The 20308-nt window shown below is 41.7% G+C and carries 15 protein-coding genes; 11 read left to right on the top strand and 4 right to left on the bottom strand.

The features are described from left to right. Nucleotides 1–103 precede the first annotated feature (103 nt). Together HX021_RS05380 and HX021_RS05375 are read right to left on the bottom strand one after the other, a co-directional pair. A complete protein-coding gene (locus HX021_RS05380; protein WP_286589013.1) occupies nt 104–940 on the bottom strand; it encodes a GLPGLI family protein in 837 nt (278 codons plus the stop codon). Further along, entirely contained in the window at nt 933–3617 is a 2685-nt protein-coding gene (locus HX021_RS05375) for a TonB-dependent receptor (protein ID WP_286589012.1), read from the bottom strand. Before HX021_RS05375 ends, HX021_RS05380 begins: the two co-directional genes overlap by 8 nt. A gap of 263 nt (nt 3618–3880) precedes the next feature. Between HX021_RS05375 and HX021_RS05370 the strand changes: the two genes are divergently transcribed. Then, on the top strand, nt 3881–4435 hold the full coding sequence (locus HX021_RS05370; RefSeq protein WP_286589011.1) for a thioredoxin family protein: 555 nt from the start codon (nt 3881–3883) through the stop codon (nt 4433–4435). A gap of 91 nt (nt 4436–4526) precedes the next feature. Here HX021_RS05370 and HX021_RS05365 read toward each other — a convergent pair whose 3' ends face one another. Further along, complete coding sequence (locus HX021_RS05365) at nt 4527–5126, bottom strand: ankyrin repeat domain-containing protein (RefSeq protein ID WP_286589010.1); 600 nt, start codon at nt 5124–5126, stop codon at nt 4527–4529. A gap of 328 nt (nt 5127–5454) precedes the next feature. On the opposite strand from HX021_RS05365, the gene HX021_RS05360 reads away from it, so the two are divergent. The 3 genes from HX021_RS05360 to HX021_RS05350 all read left to right on the top strand — a co-directional run bounded on the left by HX021_RS05360 (nt 5455) and on the right by HX021_RS05350 (nt 7928). Next, nucleotides 5455–5817 (top strand): MmcQ/YjbR family DNA-binding protein, encoded by a 363-nt coding sequence (locus HX021_RS05360; protein WP_286589009.1) that lies wholly within the window; start codon nt 5455–5457, stop codon nt 5815–5817. A gap of 234 nt (nt 5818–6051) precedes the next feature. Further along, entirely contained in the window at nt 6052–7161 is a 1110-nt protein-coding gene (locus HX021_RS05355) for a PCMD domain-containing protein (protein WP_286589008.1), read from the top strand. Continuing rightward, nucleotides 7161–7928, top strand: coding sequence for a porin family protein (locus tag HX021_RS05350; protein WP_286589005.1), 768 nt, complete (start codon nt 7161–7163; stop codon nt 7926–7928). The genes HX021_RS05355 and HX021_RS05350 overlap by 1 nt, the downstream gene beginning before the upstream one ends. A 110-nt stretch (nt 7929–8038) precedes the next feature. On the opposite strand, the gene HX021_RS05345 is transcribed toward HX021_RS05350, so the two are convergent. Next, nucleotides 8039–9001: an isopenicillin N synthase family dioxygenase gene (locus HX021_RS05345; protein ID WP_286589004.1), complete on the bottom strand. Its 963-nt coding sequence runs from the start codon at nt 8999–9001 to the stop codon at nt 8039–8041. 275 nt (nt 9002–9276) lie between these two features. Here HX021_RS05345 and HX021_RS05340 point away from each other — a divergent pair, with 275 nt between their 5' ends. The 7 genes from HX021_RS05340 to HX021_RS05310 all read left to right on the top strand — a co-directional run bounded on the left by HX021_RS05340 (nt 9277) and on the right by HX021_RS05310 (nt 20237). Beyond that, nucleotides 9277–9717: a MarR family winged helix-turn-helix transcriptional regulator gene (locus HX021_RS05340; RefSeq protein ID WP_286589002.1), complete on the top strand. Its 441-nt coding sequence runs from the start codon at nt 9277–9279 to the stop codon at nt 9715–9717. A 40-nt stretch (nt 9718–9757) separates the two neighbouring features. Then, entirely contained in the window at nt 9758–12184 is a 2427-nt protein-coding gene (locus tag HX021_RS05335) for a 3-hydroxyacyl-CoA dehydrogenase/enoyl-CoA hydratase family protein (RefSeq protein WP_286589000.1), read from the top strand. 35 nt (nt 12185–12219) lie between these two features. After that, nucleotides 12220–12600 carry a four helix bundle protein gene (locus tag HX021_RS05330; protein ID WP_286588999.1) on the top strand — a complete coding sequence of 127 codons (381 nt, stop codon included), beginning with the start codon at nt 12220–12222 and terminating at the stop codon, nt 12598–12600. Nucleotides 12601–12618: 18 nt separating this feature from the next. Continuing rightward, complete coding sequence (locus HX021_RS05325) at nt 12619–13794, top strand: acetyl-CoA C-acyltransferase (RefSeq protein ID WP_286588997.1); 1176 nt, start codon at nt 12619–12621, stop codon at nt 13792–13794. 131 nt (nt 13795–13925) lie between these two features. Further along, a complete protein-coding gene (locus HX021_RS05320; protein WP_286588995.1) occupies nt 13926–15707 on the top strand; it encodes an acyl-CoA dehydrogenase FadE in 1782 nt (593 codons plus the stop codon). Between the two features lie 122 nt (nt 15708–15829). Beyond that, nucleotides 15830–17086: a YeiH family protein gene (locus tag HX021_RS05315; RefSeq protein ID WP_286588993.1), complete on the top strand. Its 1257-nt coding sequence runs from the start codon at nt 15830–15832 to the stop codon at nt 17084–17086. 553 nt (nt 17087–17639) lie between these two features. Then, on the top strand, nt 17640–20237 hold the full coding sequence (locus tag HX021_RS05310; RefSeq protein ID WP_286588991.1) for a TonB-dependent receptor: 2598 nt from the start codon (nt 17640–17642) through the stop codon (nt 20235–20237). Nucleotides 20238–20308 lie beyond the last annotated feature (71 nt).

Genomic DNA, 20308 nt, shown 5'->3' with positions numbered 1-20308 from the left:
AATTCTATCTGTCTATTATCAACCCTTATGCCAATCCGAATGTTTTGTAAAAAAATCACTATTTGTCATCAATTTGTCCTGAGGTACTGCCAAACTGACATTTTCAATAGACAAGTTGCTCCAGAATCCTTTTTTTTGCTGACTCATTTTGGCGATTCCGTGGCATATATCTGCCAAAGAGATCTGTAAACTCACCAAACTTCATGCTTTTGGCTTTCTTGTCCCGCCAGTCCGAAGGCACTAAATTATTGCCGTACGCAATGTGCGTTGCCCAGTATTGAATATGCATCTCCGGGATCACTAGGCCCAGTATCATGCCTGGCAAACCATGACTTAGCGCAGGACCTGCTGAAACAGGAATTTCTTCTGTGTAATAAGCAATCAAATAGAGGGAGTCTTTCGTAGCTCCATTTACTCTTCGACAACTTATACCGGCGATAGAACGAAATTCCTCCGTAAAACGCCAGGTGATACTGTCCAAAGGCTCAGATAACAGATATTTCTCATCAATATCGAGCTGAATATCCGCCATACTTGTCTTTAAATTCTGATACAGGACTTTCCCATTTTTATTGTTGGGACCCTGGTTGAACCGCATCCTTTGACTGCTGCCTCCTCTTCCTCTATTACGCATGGTTCCCCGCTTAGTGGCGGTCGTCCCGCTACTGTCATCCTGCATGAGCACAGTGGCATGTTCGTCAAAGAAAAGAGTCAGTTTTTCAGTATACGAATCCGGTACTTTATCCAGGTACTCCATCATACCAGCACCCCTGTCTGGCATTTTTGAACTCATTTCATTAGACAATTGGCGCATCCGTGCCTTGGTATAGGTAACCTTATCAAAATGGATGGTTCCTCTATTCCCAAAATAAGCATATTGCCCCTGCAGGGATGAGCCTAGTAGGCAGCAGATAATACAAATTAAATATGTTTTAATCATTTCCTTTTCCCAAGTATTTATTGAAATCCCATTTGATGCCAACCAAAAAATATTGTGTTAATACCTGCAGAACGGATTCGGCGTAATTTGTGTCATTACCGTTCCGACGTGTATTGTTGAACGTATTGAATATATCAAAGGCTTTAAGGCTGAGTGTCATGCTTTCATCTTTCAGTACTTTCTTTTGAAGTTCTATATTGGTATAAAATTGATTGATCGGTTTCTTGTAAAGTTTAGTAGGGCCTGTATAACTATAAAATATATTTGTCAGCATATTGAATTTTTTGGGGAGAAAATATTTGATATATCCTGAAGCACCGCCCTCAAAACTTGTGGCATTGTATTGTGTATTGATGGAGTTGTGCTGCACATTGATTCCTGTATTCCAGGAAAGGTCAAAATCAAACCCTTCTGAGTTTTGTTCATTTAAACTCGAGCCCAAGGTAAAAACCATGTTTTTTGCATTGTTCAAGAGAAATTCACCTTTGGACTGACCGCCCTCAAATTTCGTGTAACTATAGCTGTTGTTATATCTGATATTGGCACTTTTATTAAAGTTAATCCGACGGTTAGCCAAGGGTTGCATATGATTGATGTTCAATGAACTGTTCCAGTTGGATTTACCAGATAAATTTTCATAGCTGCTGATCTGGGCAGAATTTTCCAGTACCGTGGTCTTGTTTACGATAGGGTTGTTCACGAAGGATAGATTTCCATTGATATTAATGTTTGTCCCTTTCAGTAAGCTGAACGCATTGTAGTTTGCGGCGATATTATGGTTTACGGCACGTTTTAGATCTGGATTTCCGATCTGTTGAAACAGCGGGTTGGTTTGAGGTTGCAATGGTTGTAGCTGTTCAAAAGAAGGGATGATATTCGTGCTTTGGTAGGATAAACGAACATTACGGCTATTCGATATTCTATAGTTGGCGTCAACATTCAAATTATTGTCCCAAAAATTTCTTGAAAGGTCAACTGCCCGGTAACTGTCATTCAGTTGCTGATTCTTGTAAAATGTGCGATTGGAAAAATTGACCTCAAACTTCTCCTTTCGAAAGGAGAAGTGAATATTAACGCCTTGGTTAGTGTTATTATCAATCTGATTTTGTGAATATAATGAATCAAACTGCTGGGTGACATTGTCTATGGCATTTTGTGTATTGGTACTTCTGGCGTGATGGAAACTATAACCCAGTGCAAGATTGATAAAATCATTGATTCGATTACTGAAATTTATGGAAGAAGAGAAATCATTGCCCTTATTTTTGCCAAATCTGGTTTGGTTAATGCGTGCTGTGCTATCATTTTTATAAAAATAAGTCGTAGAATTTACTTTGCTTTCCGAATCCGATTCCTTGGCATTGTTCCCGACCATGAGGTTGAAAGAACGGCCTGCCTTTAACCGTTTTCGATAGTTTAATCGAAAATTATTGCTTCGACTGGATGATGTCGATTCAGTATTCTCCTTGAAATTGCTGATTGCTATTCCCGAACCATCCGCTGTAAAACTTTCAGATAAGTTCAAACCATAGTTGTCCGACCAGTTCCCATTGGATTGGAGGTCTATATGTTGTGTTGAATCCAGGCGAAGGGAAAAATGAGATCGGACTCCATTGCTGCGTGTGCTTCTTTCGTTATTGCTTTTGCTGGTTTTCTCCAATATGGAATTATCGGGTAAAATATTTTTATTATAGTTTTCCGATCTGTTCTTATTACTGTTGTCGTTATAACTGTAGTTGGCATTTACTTTTAAGGTCTTTTTGAAGAACTGGTTCTCATAGTTGGCGCCAAAGGCGGTGTTAAGTGGTTCTCCTGTGATCTGGTTGTTCATCCGTAGCGATCCCTCCCGGCCATTGGAGCTCCCCATGTTGTTGCGGCTGGCGGTGATACCGACTCGTTCGGTTCTATTGAATTTGGCAGCAAATAAATTCCCTGCATACAGTTCCTTTGTACCGCCCAACGCCTCCATATTTCCAAAAATACCCTTTCTCGCTTTTTCCTTTAAAACGACATTGACCGTCTGGATCCTGACACCGTCATCTATCCCCGATAGCTCAGCCTCTTCGGATTTTTTCTCATAGAGCTGCACTTTATCCACTGCATCAGCACGTACATTGCGGATGGCAATTTTGGGGTCATAACCAAAAAACTCCTCGCCATCAATAAAAACCTTTTGTACCGTCTTGCCTTGAGCAGTAATATTACCGTCCCCAGAAACCGTAAAGCCAGGTAAACGTCGCAGAAGATCCTCCAGCTTGGCATTTTTTTCGGTTTCAAAACTTCCTGCATCATATTCTATTGTGTCTCCTTTTAATGTGATGGGCAGCCTGCGGGTGACGATGACCTCTTCAAGTACATTTTTTTGGGAATTGATCTTGATGTCATGCAGGTCAATATCCTTATCCACAATCTCGATGGTATCTGTATAAAGTTCAAACTTAGGATAGGTGGCCAAGAGAATGTAGCTTCCAGGGGTAATATTTTTTAACAGGAATTTTCCCTCTTCATTCGCTCTGTTGAAATATCGGAGCACAGAATCCCTGTTCAACAGAATGATAGAAGCATTTGTGAGTGGCTTATTGTCAGCTTTATCGAGAACCTTCCCTTTGATGCTCGTCTGGGAATAGACATTGCTGATGGCGAAAAATAATAGTATGAGATGAACTAGTCTTTTCATTTACGGATTGTATCTTTCAAAGATAAATGAGTTCTCCATTAATCCATGTAAAATCTTTAGTATATGTACCATGATTGAGGCATATTACGTAAAGCCAATAGGATGGATTCACTTATGGATAACCGTTTAACAGAACCTTTTAGATGTGTTTCAGCAATCAGTGAGACTCTTCTGTATTTTTTTACATCTGGTACAGATTGTTGGGCCAAGGATTTTTGACAAAGTTGGAAGTAAAAATTACCTTTGTGCACAAAATAGATGTTATGACATTTGAAGAGTATTTACGGCAATTTGAAGATATCTTAAATCATCCTGAAAAGTACCCCGCCTATCTGGATGAAGAATATTATCAGTATACTAAAATGAATTGGGCAAGAATGGGACGTTGGTTGAAACGTTTTGAGCCTACTGCGGATTTTCAGCAATTTATCACGACCGTTTCAGAGCCGCAGCATTGGATTATCATTACAGAACCTTGGTGTGGAGATGCTGCGCATTCCGTTCCCATGCTCGCTAAGATGGCAGCCAAAAACCCAAATATTACACTGGATATTCAACTTCGGGACAGCGCACCTTTTCTGATTGAATCCTATTTGACCAATGGGGGCAAATCGATTCCAATCTTGGTTATTCGTAATCAGGAAGGTCAGGATATGGCGGTATGGGGACCCAGACCGGCAGCCTGCCAGCAATTGTTTCTACATTTAAAGGGAGCGGGGAAAGAGTTCTCCGAAATCAAAGAAGAGATTCAGAAGTGGTATAACACGGACAAGGGGGCGGAGATCCAGCAGGAGATCCAGGCGCTTTTGACAAAATAAAATCACAATACATCATAGCAACATACAGCCTATCATGACCGATAGGCTGTATGTTTAAAAAGCTGTTTTTAATAGTTTAGTTCTATTCCGGTTAGTCATTGGCCTCCAGTATTTCGACAATTTTGGTAAAACCCTTCCGTTTAGCATGTTCCAACGGCGATACGCCTTCATGATCTGCAATATTCGGGTCGCATTTGGCTTCCAGTAAGATCTTGACGATATCAACATATTTTTGACTTCCATTACCTAAGATGATCGCTTCCAAAAGTGCTGTCCATCCCAGCCGATTGATATGATCAATAGGATAGCCCTTGGTGTTTGCCAGTAATTTTACAGTTTCCACATGCCCCCGCTCACAGGCGGGAATCAGTGCTGAACCATTGTAGCGGTTAAAGATGTTGAAATCGGCGCCATGGTCAAGATAGAGTTTGACCATTTCTGTATAGCCGGATGCACCAGCATATAGAAAGGCACTGTTCAATATATTGTCCTGACTATTTACATTGGCACCATGCTTTACGAGCAGTTTAGCCATTTCAATATCCCTATTTTCCGTTGCGATCAATAGCAACGGTTTAGTGTTCGCCCCTCGCTGGTTGGCGTCAGCGCCAGCTTCTAAGAGTTTTGTGACCACCGCAACCTGTCCTTTGGAGACGGCCTCAACGATGTTTTCCTGCTGTGTTGTTTCCATGCCTTTACATTGTACACATAATAATGATAGCATAACAAGCATAACGATCTTAAAATACCATTTTCCCATGTTGATTTATGATTTAAATATGTGTTTCTATTTATTTTGCTTCTATTTGCTTTTGAGTGTATTACAAATTTAGATTTAAATTGATGGGCTGTTTTGTTAGATTTATATGGATTATTGTCAAATTTATATATATGGCTGTTTAGCAGTGATTAAGCGGGCAGTTGATTTAAAAACAGAAATGAGGAAATGCTCTTGCCCGATAGTACAGCAACTTATTGTCCTTGACGTAGCATGAAAACATCGAATAAATTATTTACATATGAATATCGAAGATTTAAGAGATTATAGTTTAGCCTTGGGGCCTGTCACTGAGGAAACCCCTTTTGGACCAGATACATTGGTATTTAAGGTCGGTGCAAAAATTTTTCTATTGGTAGGCCTTGATCAGATTGATGAGTTGCGATTTAATGTTAAATGTGACCCGGAGCGGGCCATTGAGTTGCGCGAGCGATACGAGCAGACCGTGCTTCCGGGATATCATATGAACAAAAAACATTGGAATACAGTTATTGCCAACAGGGAGCTCGACGATAAGGCATTGGAAGAACTTATTTTGCATAGTTATAACCTAATTGTTGAAAGCCTCCCTGGAAAAGTTAAACAGGAAATCAAAAACAGCTAATCCTTTTCTGCCGTGTAAAGAATTAGTTGCCTAGGAAAGAAAAGGTCATAGAAATGACTTTTTTTGAAACCGAGAGTAGTAGCTTTGCCAGATCTCAATGGAAAGGTTAATGACATTGATGCTTAATTTACACTAATTCTATATTTTATGAAACAAAGGCGAATTTACAGGGGGGTAATTTGTTTTATGCTACTATTTTGTTTGGGTAGTTGTATAAAAGAAGAAGCGCTCAATATGGAAGCAGATATTGTGGGCGTTCGGACTGCCGAAGATGTATTTCTGTTGAATCCCGTAATTTCAAATAATCAGGTTACGCTCTATTTACAGCCCAATATCGATGATCTTACGAAGCTGAATATGGATTTTGATTTAACACCTGGGGCTTCGATTGAACTTTTAAAAGATTCTTTGGCGATGCCATCAGGTGAACAAGATACCAACAAAGTTATTGTCGATCAATTGTTAAAGAATGGCGTATATTATAAAGTTACCTCTGAGGATAGGCAATTTACGAAGAATTACCTGGTTAAAATCGTAAAAACAGATGGTGGCTTTGTCCCCACGGAGTATGGATTTGAGGATTTTTCCATTGATAAGGATGACAAGTATACCATTTTCTTCAATAAGATTGATGGCCAAGATTTCTATAATTGGGCATCCGGGAATCCGAGCTTTTCACTTACATTGAGTTTAGGAGGCGGAGTAAAGGAGCCTGAATCTTATCCCACTAAAACGAGCACTGAAGCATACTCTGGGACAAGAGCGGCATTGTTGGAGACTAAACTTACCGGTGCTTTTGGAGCGATGTTTGAAAAACCCATAGCGGCCGGAAATCTATTTATTGGTTCATTTGATACGGGGCCCGTATTATCAGATCCTTTATCTGCGACTCAGTTTGGTCTGCCTTTCAACCAAATGCCATTAACGTTGGAAGGATACTATAAATATAGCCCAGGGGCAAAGGTGACAGATAAAAACCTGAATCCCGTGAACAGCAAAGATTCATGTGATATCTATGCTGTTTTCTATAACCGCAAGAAGCTGATGGCATCCGAACCAGATCCAAAGAAGAAAGTGTCTTATTTGACAGGGCATAATATTTTGACGGATCCAAGTATAGTGGCTATTGCCCGGCTGGAAAATGGTGGCGCTACTGAAGGGGTAGGTTTTGTGAAGTTTACAATACCTTTTGTCTATAAGGAATTAGTCGATGAAACTGATGTCGCTAATTTAGACTATAGCATTGCTATCGTAATGACCTCCAGTAAATATGGAGACAGTTTTATCGGGGCTGTTGGAAGTAAGTTAATGGTAGATGAACTCAAAATTGTAACAAAGAAGTAATGAAAATTAAAAAATATAGTATTATCCTGATCGCAATAATCGTTTGTATGGGGACTACGGTTAAGGCTCAGCATACCATTGACGGTTTTGGAAGTAAATTGGATTTCCATGTTATGCTAGGGGGGAAGATCGGAGGAGCGGCCCCTTTATCCTTGCCACGGGAAATTAGAAAAATTAAAAGTTATCATCCCAACGTTCCATTTTTCGTAGGGGCAAGGGCCAATTACCACATTGATTCCAGTTGGGGGCTGTCCTTAGGTTTGACCTTTGAAGGTAAAGGAATGGATACCGAGGCGAATGTTAAGGGATATAAGACAACCTTTAATGCCGTAAATGATGCAAAAGAGGAGTTAAGAGGGTATTATACTGGAGATATTACAACTAAAGTTCACAATCTCTACCTGTCAATTCCCGTACAGGCGACTTATCAGATTTCAAACCGCTGGAACGTCCAAGCTGGTCCATACATTTCTTTTGCAGTAAAAAAAGAATTCTATGGAGAAGCATATAATGGCTATCTGAGACACGAACAGCCGACAGGCAATAAGATTATCGTCGATAATGCCGATTATGACTTCGCTGAAAGTATACGTAGTGTTGATGTAGGGATGAGCTTAGGGGCGCATTATGCGATTAACCAGAAATTCTTCGGATTGGCACAGGTTGATTACGGATTCAATAATATTATGCAGACAGGATTTGAAAGTATCAGTTTTGGATTGCATAATATTTTCATGAATGTAGGAGTAGGCTATAAGTTAAAATAATTCATTCATAAAAAAGGCCAATCATCGATTGGCCTTTTTTATGAATGAATTTGTCCAGTGCACCATGGCCTATTGCAAGGTCGAACTCATCAAGTGATCTGCTCTTTGGGTTACATTTTTAATCCGATCTCTCTCAGCCGTTCATCTAAATACTGGCCAGCGGTATAATCTTCATATACTTTAGGATGCTCTGCATCGATACAAGAATCTAGTGAAGCCAGACTCATGGACGATTTCGGGTGTAAAAAGAATGGGATCGAAAAACGTGAAGTTCCCATTTTTTCACGCGGAGGATTGACCACACGATGGGTTGTTGATTTGAGCTTGTTGTTGGTCAGGCGCTGGAGCATATCGCCTACGTTGATCACAATATCTTCACCTTTTGCTTTGATTGGAAACCATTCGCCATCTTTTGTCAATACTTCCAGACCATCGGCACTGGCCCCAATTAACAGGGTGATCAAATTAATATCTTCATGAGCACCTGCACGTACGGCATCCGGAGCCAAGGCATCTGGATCATTGATCGGAAAATAATGGATTGCACGTAGGATCGAGTTTCCATTGATCACAAATTGCTCAAAATAGTTTTCCTCAAGATCTAAATAAGTAGCAATTGCTTTCAGGAGCTCACGGCCTGTATCCTCTAATTTTTTGTAGACTTCAGCAGTTACACCATTAAAACGTGGAATTTCTTCTACTTCAGGATTGTCCGGAAATTCTGTTTTCGAATATTCTTCACCAACGATGGTCTGTCCGCGTTGCCAAAATTCTTTTAAATCTGGGGTCTTGGCATCCTTTGCTTTTTCTCTTCCTTTTGCTGTATAGCCGCGTTGACCTGCAAGTTCCGGAAATTCGTACTTTTCTTTTGTTTCCGTTGGTAAACCAAAGAATTCTGGAACCACCTGATATAATTCCTCAATTAATTCTTTCGATAAACCATGATTTGCAATCGTTACAAAGCCAGTTTCATTAAAAGCTCTGCCAATATCCTGAATAAATTGATTCCGTTGCTCTTGGGTCCCTTGTGTATAATGCAACAGATCCAAGCGAGGTATGTTTACTAAAGCCATACGATATTGATATTTGTTCAGGACAAATTTAACGCAATTAATTTTGATTATTACACATGAGCTGTTAATAAAAGTCTTCCATATTATTTTATGATATTGTGTATCAGTATTTAAAAGTTTTCCACAATTTAATTTTGAAACTGAAAATTAGAAAATGATAGCTTAAAAATGTACTGACGAATAAATGACAAAAATTGTGTTTTCCAGTTTGTTATTCTTAATTCTAACTGTTATATTTGTTATGCAAGCATAATAAATAGCTTGAGCGTACGCTTATGAACCAAAATCAGACAATCGACTATTTTTTGAAAACAGGATGGCAGACTATCGCCAATAAATATAATCAAATTGCTTCACAATATGGGTTTACCCAGGCTGCGGGTTATATTTTGATCAATATCCATAAAGAGGGTACGCCTGTTTCTCAGATTGCAAATTTGACAGGAGTAAAAACAACAAGTTTATCTCGGGTGTTGAATAATTTAGAGTCCTTAGGATTCATTTACCGTGAAACCAGTGCAACAGATAAGCGTTCGGTAAAAGTTTACCTGACTGATCTAGGCCGTGAAAAAAGAAGAATTGCCAAAGATGTCGTTCGCAATTTTAATCAGTATCTGGCCGATAATTTCTCGGAAAAGGAACGAGATCAGTTGATTGCTTCCTTGGCCAAGCTCAATGAGCTTGCCAACAATTATAAGGAAGAAGTAACTGTGTAGAAGTTAAACCAAATGTACAGATGTGCATGATAAATATGTTATGATGAACAGAAATATTAGAAAAGTGGCAGTTCTCGGTTCGGGTGTTATGGGCTCGCGAATTGCATGTCATTTTGCTAACATTGGTATCGAAGTTTTGTTGCTGGATATTGTTCCCCGTGAACTGCTGCCTGCAGAACAATCGAAAGGTCTAACATTGGAAAGTAAGGCCGTTCGAGATCGGATCGTCAATACTTCGTTAGAAACTGCCTTAAAGACAAATCCTTCACCAATTTATAGCAAATCATTTGTAAAACGTATCAAAACTGGCAATTTTGACGATAACCTCAAAGATATCGCTCAGGTAGACTGGATCATTGAAGTCGTTGTCGAGCGTTTGGATATTAAGAAATCTGTTTTTGATCGCGTAGAGCAGTTCCGTAAACCAGGCACATTGATTACTTCCAATACCTCTGGTATTCCTATTCATCTGATGACAGAAGGGCGTAGTGAAGATTTTAAAGATCATTTCTGCGGTACGCATTTCTTCAATCCGCCGCGCTATCTGCCTTTATTGGAAGTGATTCCTACTCCCCACACGAAGCCAGAAGTGGTTGATTTTATCCTTCATTTTGGTGATAAGATGCTGGGGAAGACCGTTGTGCTGTGTAAGGATACACCCGCCTTTATCGGTAACCGTATCGGTGTTTACTCGATGCTAGCCGTAACACATCTGGTGGAAGCTCTGGGGCTCACCGTTGAAGAAGTGGATAAATATACGGGACCTGCGATGGGGCATCCCAAATCGGCAACTTTCCGTACGGCTGATGTTGTCGGGCTCGATACATTGGTGAATGTCGCCAACGGCCTGGCGCAGAACGCTCCCGAAGACGAAGCAAAAGGCGTCTTCCAGCTGCCAGCTTTTATTAATAAGATGGTTGAAAACAAGTGGTTAGGTGAGAAAACAAAAAAAGGATTCTATGAAAAGGTAAAAGCTGCGGATGGTAATTCTGAAATCCTCTCCCTGGATCTTAAAACATTAACATTTGGCTCGCAGCAAAAGGTGAAGTCCACAACCTTAGAGGCTACCAAACCTGTGGAAGATATCCATAAACGGATGAAAGTATACGAACAGGGAACAGATAAAGCAGCGGAACTGTTCCGTGCGATGCATTATCCCTTGTTTGAATATGTTTCACGTCGTGTCCCTGAAATCACAGACGATTTCTTCCGTATTGATGATGCCATGCGTGCCGGATTTGGATGGGAGTTAGGGCCTTTTGAAGTGTGGGATGCTTTGGGCGTGCGTGAAACCTTGACTAAAATCAAGGCTGAGGAGAAGCGTTTGCCAGGGCAGGATGGGGAAGTGGCATCCTGGGTGCATGAAATGTTGGATGCCGGATATGAATCTTTCTATAAAATAGAAAATGGCGTCCGTCATTATTATGATATCGCCTCCAAATCGTATAAACCTATTCCTGGAGCGGAAGATCTGATCGTATTGGACCATATCCGTGAAAGCAAAACAATCTGGAAAAATACTGGCGTTTCTATTATTGACCTTGGTGATGGCATCATCAATTGCGAGTTTCATACCAAGATGAATACCATTGGCGGTGATGTAATTCAGGGATTGAACAAAGCGATAGATCTGGCTGAAAAAGAATACCGTGGATTGGTTGTTTCCAATGATGGAAAAAATTTCTCCGCAGGAGCTAATATCGGCATGATTTTCATGATGGCGGTAGAGCAAGATTTTGATGAGTTAAATATGGCGGTTCGTGCTTTTCAGAATACCTCCATGCGTTTGCGTTATTCATCCATTCCAGTTGTTGTCGCCCCATTTCAGATGACGCTGGGTGGTGGCTGTGAATTCTCAATGCATGCAGACTTTGTGCAGGCCCATGCCGAAACCTATATGGGATTAGTGGAATTAGGTGTCGGTGTGATCCCAGGAGGTGGTGGAACCAAGGAATTTACGTTGCGGGCTTCTGAAGAATTTAAAGATGACCAGATCGTACAGAATACATTAAAGGATAAATTCCTGACTATTGGCCAGGCGAAAGTATCAACCTCGGCTTACGAAGCCTACGAATTAGGCTATTTGCAGAAGGATAAATTTGCGATTACGATGAACCGCGCACGCCTGCTTGCGGATGCAAAGGCAAAAGCGCTGGAACTTGCGGATGGATATGTGCAACCAGTGCCTCGAAACGATATCAAAGTGCTGGGTAATCAGGGTTTGGGTATCGTATATGTCGGTGCATCTTCAATGCGTGAAGGAAATTATATCTCCGACTATGACCGCAAAATCTCGGAAAAACTGGGCTGGGTGATGTGTGGTGGTAACCTGTCCTCACCAACGGAAGTATCCGAACAATACTTATTGGATCTTGAACGCAAGACCTTCCTTGAACTTTGTGCTGAACGTAAAACACTCGAAAGAATTCAGCATATGTTGACAAAAGGGAAGCCTTTACGGAATTAGGATAGACAAAAGTATTTAGTACATAGTATTTAGATATGCATAATTATAAGGAATTAATACTTTGGCAAAAATCTATCACGTTGGTATCTGATGTATATAGAGCTACAGCTATTTTCCCAGACCGTGAACGATTTAATCTCATTTCACAAATAAATAGAGCTGCTGTATCAATTCCTTCAAATATTGCTGAGGGTGCAGGAAGAAATTCGGATAAAGAGTTTGTTCAGTTTTTGGCAATAGTGCATGCGTCAACATATGAAGTCGAAACACAGTTAATAATATCAAAAAATTTAGGTTATTTATCAGAAGAGGATTTAGAGGGTCTTTTGGAAAAGCTGGAGGAATTACAGAAAATGAACTACATTTTTCAACAAAAGCTATTGCTTAAGGTCAAGAATCTAACTACTAATATCTAACTACTAATATCTCAAATAATGGAAGCATACATAGTAGCAGGATTTCGTACAGCAGTAGGTAAGGCACCTCGAGGAGGATTTCGCTTTATGCGGGCTGATGATTTAGCATCAGATGTGATTAAGCATCTTGTGTCCACTGTGCCAAATTTAAATAAAGAAGATATAGACGATGTCATCGTGGGCAATGCCATGCCCGAGGCAGAACAGGGCCTGAATATGGCTCGCTTTATCTCCCTGATGGGATTAGATACAGATAAGGTGCCCGGTGTAACCGTCAATCGGTATTGCGCCTCCGGATTGGAAACGATCGCTACAGCGGTAGCGAAGATCAAAACAGGTATGGCTGATGTTATTGTCGCCGGTGGTGTTGAAGTGATGTCCGGCATGCCCTTTGGCGGTTGGAAAATTGTGCCCAACCCTGTTGTTGCTAAAGAACATCCCGATTGGTATTGGGGGATGGGGCTGACAGCCGAGGCCGTAGCAAAAGATTATCATGTTTCCCGTGAAGATCAGGATGCCTTTGCACTCAAATCCAACCGAAAAGCCGTTGCGGCCATTCAGAATGGTCACCTTAAAGAGGGAGTCGTGCCGATAAGGGTGAAAGAGAACTACCTGAAAGATGGAAAGATGGCTACGCGTGAATATGTGGTGGATACCGACGAAGGACCACGTGCAGATACATCCCTGGAAGCTTTGGCTAAGTTAAAGCCTGTCTTTGCTGCCAACGGTTCAGTAACAGCGGGAAACTCCTCCCAGACATCGGATGGTGCTGCATTTGTGCTGGTGATGTCTGAAGCAAAAGTGAAGGAACTGGGCATTAAACCCATTGCCAGGCTGATCAGTTTCGCTGTTGCGGGGGTGCCGCCACGGATCATGGGAATCGGGCCAATCTATGCGATACCTAAAGCATTGAAACAAGCAGGGCTTCAAAAAGAAGATATTGATTTGTTCGAATTGAATGAAGCTTTTGCCTCCCAGTCTTTGGCCGTTATTCGTGAACTGGGGCTTGATGAAGAAAAAGTCAATGTCAATGGTGGGGCGATAGCCTTGGGTCATCCCCTGGGCTGCACAGGAGCGAAGTTGACCGTTCAGATTTTGCATGAACTGAAACGGCGTGGCAAAAAATATGGCATGGTGACGATGTGCGTAGGGACAGGGCAGGGAGCCGCTGGTATTTTTGAACTATTGGATTAAGCAGGAACCTAAAAAATAGGATAACCAACATTATTCGCTAATCTCATAGCAAATAAAAGTATTTAAAAATATGGTGTCAACCAGGACGGTCAAAAGCCAACATGGGGATGCACCTCAAAGCTAAAAAAACAATGAGCGAAAATAAAGCAATCAAAGGTGGTGAGTTCGTGATTAGAGAGACTCCCTATACAGCTATTTTTATTCCAGAAGAGTTTGATGAAGAGGCGAAAATGATTCGGCAGACCTGTTTGGATTTCTTGGATACAGAAGTATTAAATAAGCTTGATCGCATTGACGCACAAGAAGAAGGATTGATGCCTGGACTGATGGATAAAGCAGGTGAACTCGGGATGTTGGGGGTGTCAATTCCAGAGGAGTATGGTGGATTTGGCAAGAATTTTAATACCTCGATGCTTGTTGCAGATGCTGTGGGTGGAGGATTCTCGTTTGCAGTAGCCTTATCTGCACATACTGGTATCGGCACTTTGCCCATCCTGTATTATGGTAATGCCGAGCAGAAAGCGAAGTATATTCCTAAGCTCGCAACTGGTGAATGGAAGGCTTCCTATTGTCTGACAGAACCCAATGCCGGATCGGATGCCAATTCGGGCCGCACTTCTGCAAAACTAAATGCCGAAGGAACCCACTATCTGATCAACGGTCAAAAAATGTGGATTACCAATGGTGGATTTGCTGATATCTTTATTGTATTTGCAAAAATCGATAACGACAAAAACCTGACCGCATTTATTGTCGAAAAAGATTTCGGCGGGATCACCATGAATCCCGAGGAACATAAACTGGGGATCAAAGGATCTTCTACTCGTCAGATCTTCTTTAATGACTGCCCGGTGCCAGTTGAAAACATGCTTTCCGATCGGGAAAATGGATTTAAGATCGCCGTTAATATTCTAAATATCGGTCGTATCAAACTTGGAGCCGCAACGAATGGTTCTGCACGCATGGTCATCAATCATGCCGTTCAATATGCCAATGAACGCGTACAGTTTAACTTGCCGATTTCTAAATTTGGTGCTATTCGATACAAACTGGCTGAGATGGCAACACGTTTGTTTGCTGTGGAATCCGCATCCTATCGTGCCGGGCAAAATATTGATGATGCCTATGACGCATTGATTGCAGGTGGGATGGAGGAGGCCAAGGCCAAATTGAAGTCCGTTGAACAATTTGCGATCGAGTGTGCGATTATCAAAGTATGGTGTTCAGAGATGCTGGATTATGTGGTCGATGAAGGTGTGCAGATCTATGGCGGTATGGGCTATTCTGCAGATGCCCCAATGGAACGCGCCTACCGTGATTCACGGATCAACCGAATTTTTGAAGGCACCAATGAAGTAAATAGATTGTTGATTGTGGATATGTTGTTGAAACGGGCGATGAAAGGAGAACTGGATCTGATGGGACCAGCCCAGGCTGTGGCAGGGGAACTCTTGGCCATCCCTGATTTTGGAGAAGAAGACGATGCACCATTCGCAGCAGAGAAGAAAATAATCGCCAACCTCAAGAAAGCCGGTTTACTCATCGCCGGAGCAGCAGTTCAGAAACTGATGATGTCACTCTCAAAAGAAGAAGAGATCCTGATGAATATTGCCGACATTATCGGTTACGTTTACATCGCCGAGTCTGTGTTGTTACGTGCAGAAAAGCTCGTTCATACCGCCTCCGAAAAGGCGGACTATGCGACTGATATGGCGAAAATCTATTTATACGGTGCGATAGATAAAATACATGTGGCAGGTAAAGAAGCACTGTATTCCTTTGGTGAAGGCGACGAATTAAACATGATGCTCGTTGGATTGCGCAGGTTTACAAAAGCGCAGCCCTTCAATATCAAAGATGCACGTCAGCGTATCGCAAAAAAACTGATCGATGAAGGCAAATATTGCTTCTGATAGATCATGATTATTGGTTTTGGTTGTATGGCCGGGGAGCAATCTTCGGCCATTTTTGTGTTACAATAATAAAAAGTAGCAAGAATTATACTAAATTTAGTTTTTTAAACCTTAACCATTATATGACATCGTCAAGATCATTTGCATTTACAGAAGATTGGGTAGTCGTTATCCTTGGACTTGCCACCATCTTCCTAGCACTTTCAGGAATAGTAGCACCAGTCCCCAATTTTTCATGGGGAAACTCATCCGAACTGTTTACAACGATCATGGACTCATCCAACCTGATCAAGCTTTTTCAGCAGTTTATCTTTGTTTTTGTAACCGCTATCTTAGGCGCATTTTTACTGGGAAAACCCGTAAAACATTTGCTGGTTGTATTTCCTGTCGTCTTTGTGCTGACTGTCTTTGCACTGCTATTGGCAGGCAATGCCACTGTGAAAGAATATAATCTCGAGGCTGTTATTTTTAGTTTGATCATTGGTTTGATTATCAGTAATTGCTTTAAGTTACCCAGCTGGTTCAAAGAAGCCTTGAGTACAGAATTGTATGTCAAGATCGGATTGATTTTATTGGGTACAACCGTGATTTTCGGCGATATCCTCAAGGCTGGTTCACTAGGTCTTATTCAGGCTTTGGCTGTTGTACTGTCGGTATGGTATTTTGCCTTTTGGATCTGTAAAAAACTGAAGATAGATAAAGAGATGTCCCTGATGCTCTCCAGCGCGGTTTCCATTTGTGGGGTTTCTGCCGCCATAGCGACCTCGGGGGCCATTAAAGGCGATAGTAAAAAGCTGTCTTATGTCATTTCCTTGGTGCTGATTACCGCAATCCCAATGATGATCTTTATGCCCTATATGGCCGAATGGATGGGGCTTTCTCAGGAAGTCACCGGAGCATGGCTCGGTGGAAGTATCGACACCACGGGAGCAGTCGTTGCCTCCGGATCCCTTGTTGGAGAAGACGCTCTAAAAATCAGTACGATTGTCAAATTCTCTCAAAATGTACTATTAGGGTTAGCCGCGTTTGCGATCAGTATATATTGGACCTATGCTAAATCCGTGGATGAGGAAACTAAACGAGATAAACCTACCTTAAAAATCATTTGGGAACGCTTTCCAAAGTTTGTCCTCGGATTTGTATTTGCATCCCTGCTCTTCTCATTTGTGATATCTCCCGAAAAGGTCGATGCTGTGAAAGGAAGCTTGAAAAATCTGCAAGGACTCTGGTTTACCCTGGCATTTACTTCCATTGGTCTGGAGACAAACTTCAAGGACCTTTTTGTGCAAGATAATAAGAAACCATTGTATGCATTTTTGATCGCCCAGACCTTCAATGTCATGGTAACACTATTGATTGCATTAATTCTGTTTCGATAAAAATAAAAGCCAGCAGACAAATCCATCCATTATTGGCTGGAGTACCAATTAAAAAGAGGTTTCCGAAATATTTCGGAAACCTCTTTTTAATTGGAGACTTCCTCCTGGAAAATTGTTTCCAAGCTGAAAAGCAGTCCGTCTGCATGGCTATTTGAGTGCGCGGCATGGAGCGCGCCAGATGATTTCCTGTGAAATAATATCCGTTTTTAATCGATAGTGTATCTGTAAATAGCTTATTTTTAAATACTAACAGGGTGCTGTGAGAAAAAAATATAAAATCTACTAAATTAGTAGTCTTTTAAAAAATATTTCTATATTTGTCATATCCTTGATCTTTGAGAGGATAACAGTAAAAGTATGGATACTTAAATTACGGACATGAAACAAGAAGACTACTCAAAAACAACTTTAAAAACTAAATTTCTCTCTTACACACTCTTATATTAGAAAAGGGGAAGCCTAGGCTTCCCCTTTTAACCAAAGTTTTAACAATGAAACAAGTATCGATTGGCGTTGGCACTTGTTTAGGTTCACCATTAAACACAATAAATTTATGAAAAAAAATGCTATTTTTCGAATTAGCGTCATTTTTAGCTTGCTGTTGACAGGCACTTTCCAGACCTATGCACAGGTAGAAAATCCCAAACCCATAATCAATGCTTCATTAATAGGAACGGTGATTGATGCAGTTACCAAAGAGCCCTTACAAGGTGTCACGGTGCAGCTTGAGGCTGTTACCCATCAGGTAAAAACGGATAGCAAAGGGGTATTTCAATTTGTAACCGGACAGAAATTACCTTTTTCACTGACTGTTTCTATTGTCGGCTATCAGACACGGCATATTGTGGTGAATCAGTCCCCTACAGTAATCGAAATTAGCCCACGATTGGAGGCATTAGATCAGGTGGTTGTAACTGCCCGGCGTCGCAAAGAACAATTGCAGGATGTTCCGATTCCTGTTTCTATCCTGCGTGGCGCAGCATTGGAAGATGCTGGAGCCTTTAATGTCAACCGATTAAAAGAACTTGTACCTAGCGTTCAGCTCTATGCCTCCAATGCGCGTAATACAACATTAAATATCAGGGGATTAGGGTCGACTTATGGGCTCACCAATGATGGTATTGACCCAGGAGTAGGTTTTTATCTGGACGGTGTTTATATCGCACGACCCGCGGCGACATGGTTGGATTTTATTGACATTGATCAGATTGAAGTCCTCCGGGGCCCCCAAGGGACTTTATTCGGTAAAAATACGACTGCCGGAGCGTTCAATATTACTTCACGCCTGCCTCAGTTCACGCCGGAGGCCAATGTGGAAGTGAGCTATGGCAATCAGGGGTTTATTCAGGCAAAAACATCCATTTCGGGACCATTGACACAAAAATTGGCTGCCCGGGCATCCTTTTCAGGGACCCAGCGGGATGGCAACCTTTTCAATGTGCATACCAACCAAAAGATCAATGATATCAACAATCTTGGATTTAGGGGGCAATTGTTGTTTACACCAACGGAGAATATCAAGCTGGCACTTTCCGGAGATGTTTCTTCCCAGCGGCCAGATGGCTACGGCTGGGCTGTTGCAGGTGTGGTCAGAACACAGCGGGCAGATTACCGACAATTCGACGCCATTGTCAAAGACCTCGGTTATGAGCTCCCCTATAAAAGTGCCTTTGAACGTAAGATTGACCTCAATACCCAATCCAAAGCCGACAATAAATTGGGGGGGATCGCATTGAATGCTGATGTCAAGATCGGTGCGGGAACATTGACATCGACCTCAGCTTGGCGTAAGTGGACCTGGGTGCCACTCAATGACCGTGATTATTTAGGGCTTCCCGTGTACACCGTATCCGCAGGTAATTCGGTCCATAACCAATGGTCGCAAGAGTTCAGATATTCCGGAAAAATAAGCGAGCGTGTCAGTGGCGTTGTTGGCCTGTTTGGATTATGGCAAGATCTGGGCACAGATCCCGTACATACCGAAGAGGCCGGATCAGCATTCTGGCGGTTTCAGAAAAATTCAACCAGTCCACTTTGGGAAACTCCAGGCTTATTCGACAACTTTGGTATCAGAACAGTCTACGGTATCAAAAGCACAAGCTTGGCAGCCTATACACAGATTGATTGGGCAATCACACCCAAGCTGCACATCCTGCCTGGGGTACGCTATAATTACGATAAAAAGGTCGCAAACTATGACCGGCAGACTTATGGTGGACTGGAAACATCAGATCCGGCATTATTGGCCTTGAAAAATGGCGTATATACCAATCAGACCTTTGCGGTTAATGCCGATGCTGGAAATGTTTCGGGACAGTTATCTGCTAAATACAGATTCAATCCAAAGGTTAATGCTTATGCAACTTATTCCATTAGCTATAAGCCTATTGGAATTAATGTTGGGGGACTGCCAACGGCCAATGGAGCAGTTTTGCTGGAGCTGGCCGAAGTCAAACCAGAAGATGTTCATCATAAGGAATTGGGTATAAAGACCAACCTGACCCGAAACGCCATACTTAATTTATCCATCTATCAGACAGATATCAAGAACTATCAGACACAGGTACAGACGCCTGAACCAGGAGTAAACCGCGGTTATTTGGCCAACGCAGAAAAAGTCCGTGTCAAAGGAGTGGAATTGGACGGAAATCTGAATATTGGGCATTTTCTGCGGCTAAATGGAGCCCTGGCTTATACTGATGCTAAATACGTTAAATTTACCAATGCACCTGTCCCACTGGAGGAGGTCGGGGGAACGCAGGCTTTTAAGGATATTTCGGGCGGTGTGCTGCCCGGTGTCTCCAAATGGTCCTGGTCACTCGGAGCTGAAGCCAATCAAAGTGGTAAGCTGATCGGTATTAATGGATCTTATTTTTTAGGAGCAGACCTCTTTCATCGTTCTAAATTCTCTTCAAGCTCCTCGCCATCACAATATTTGAATATCGAAGCCTACAGCCTGTTAAATGCTCGTTTGGGATTTAGGGGATCAAACGGAGTTTCCATCTTTTTATGGAGCAGAAATCTGACCAATAAAGATTACTATGAACAGTTACTGGCCGCACCAGGCAGCTACGGTCAATATGCTGGTGTGGTGGCTGACCCAAGATCCTATGGTGTTACACTCCGGTATCAATGGCAACAAGGTCGTTAAATCCGTAATTCATATCCTATATTTTATTGACCAGCCCGATCTCTGAATAAGGCTGGTTTTTTTTATGGAAA

The organism is Sphingobacterium sp. N143 (assembly GCF_030325625.1).
Taxonomy (GTDB): domain Bacteria; phylum Bacteroidota; class Bacteroidia; order Sphingobacteriales; family Sphingobacteriaceae; genus Sphingobacterium.
This window is presented reverse-complemented; position numbering and strand designations above follow the sequence as displayed.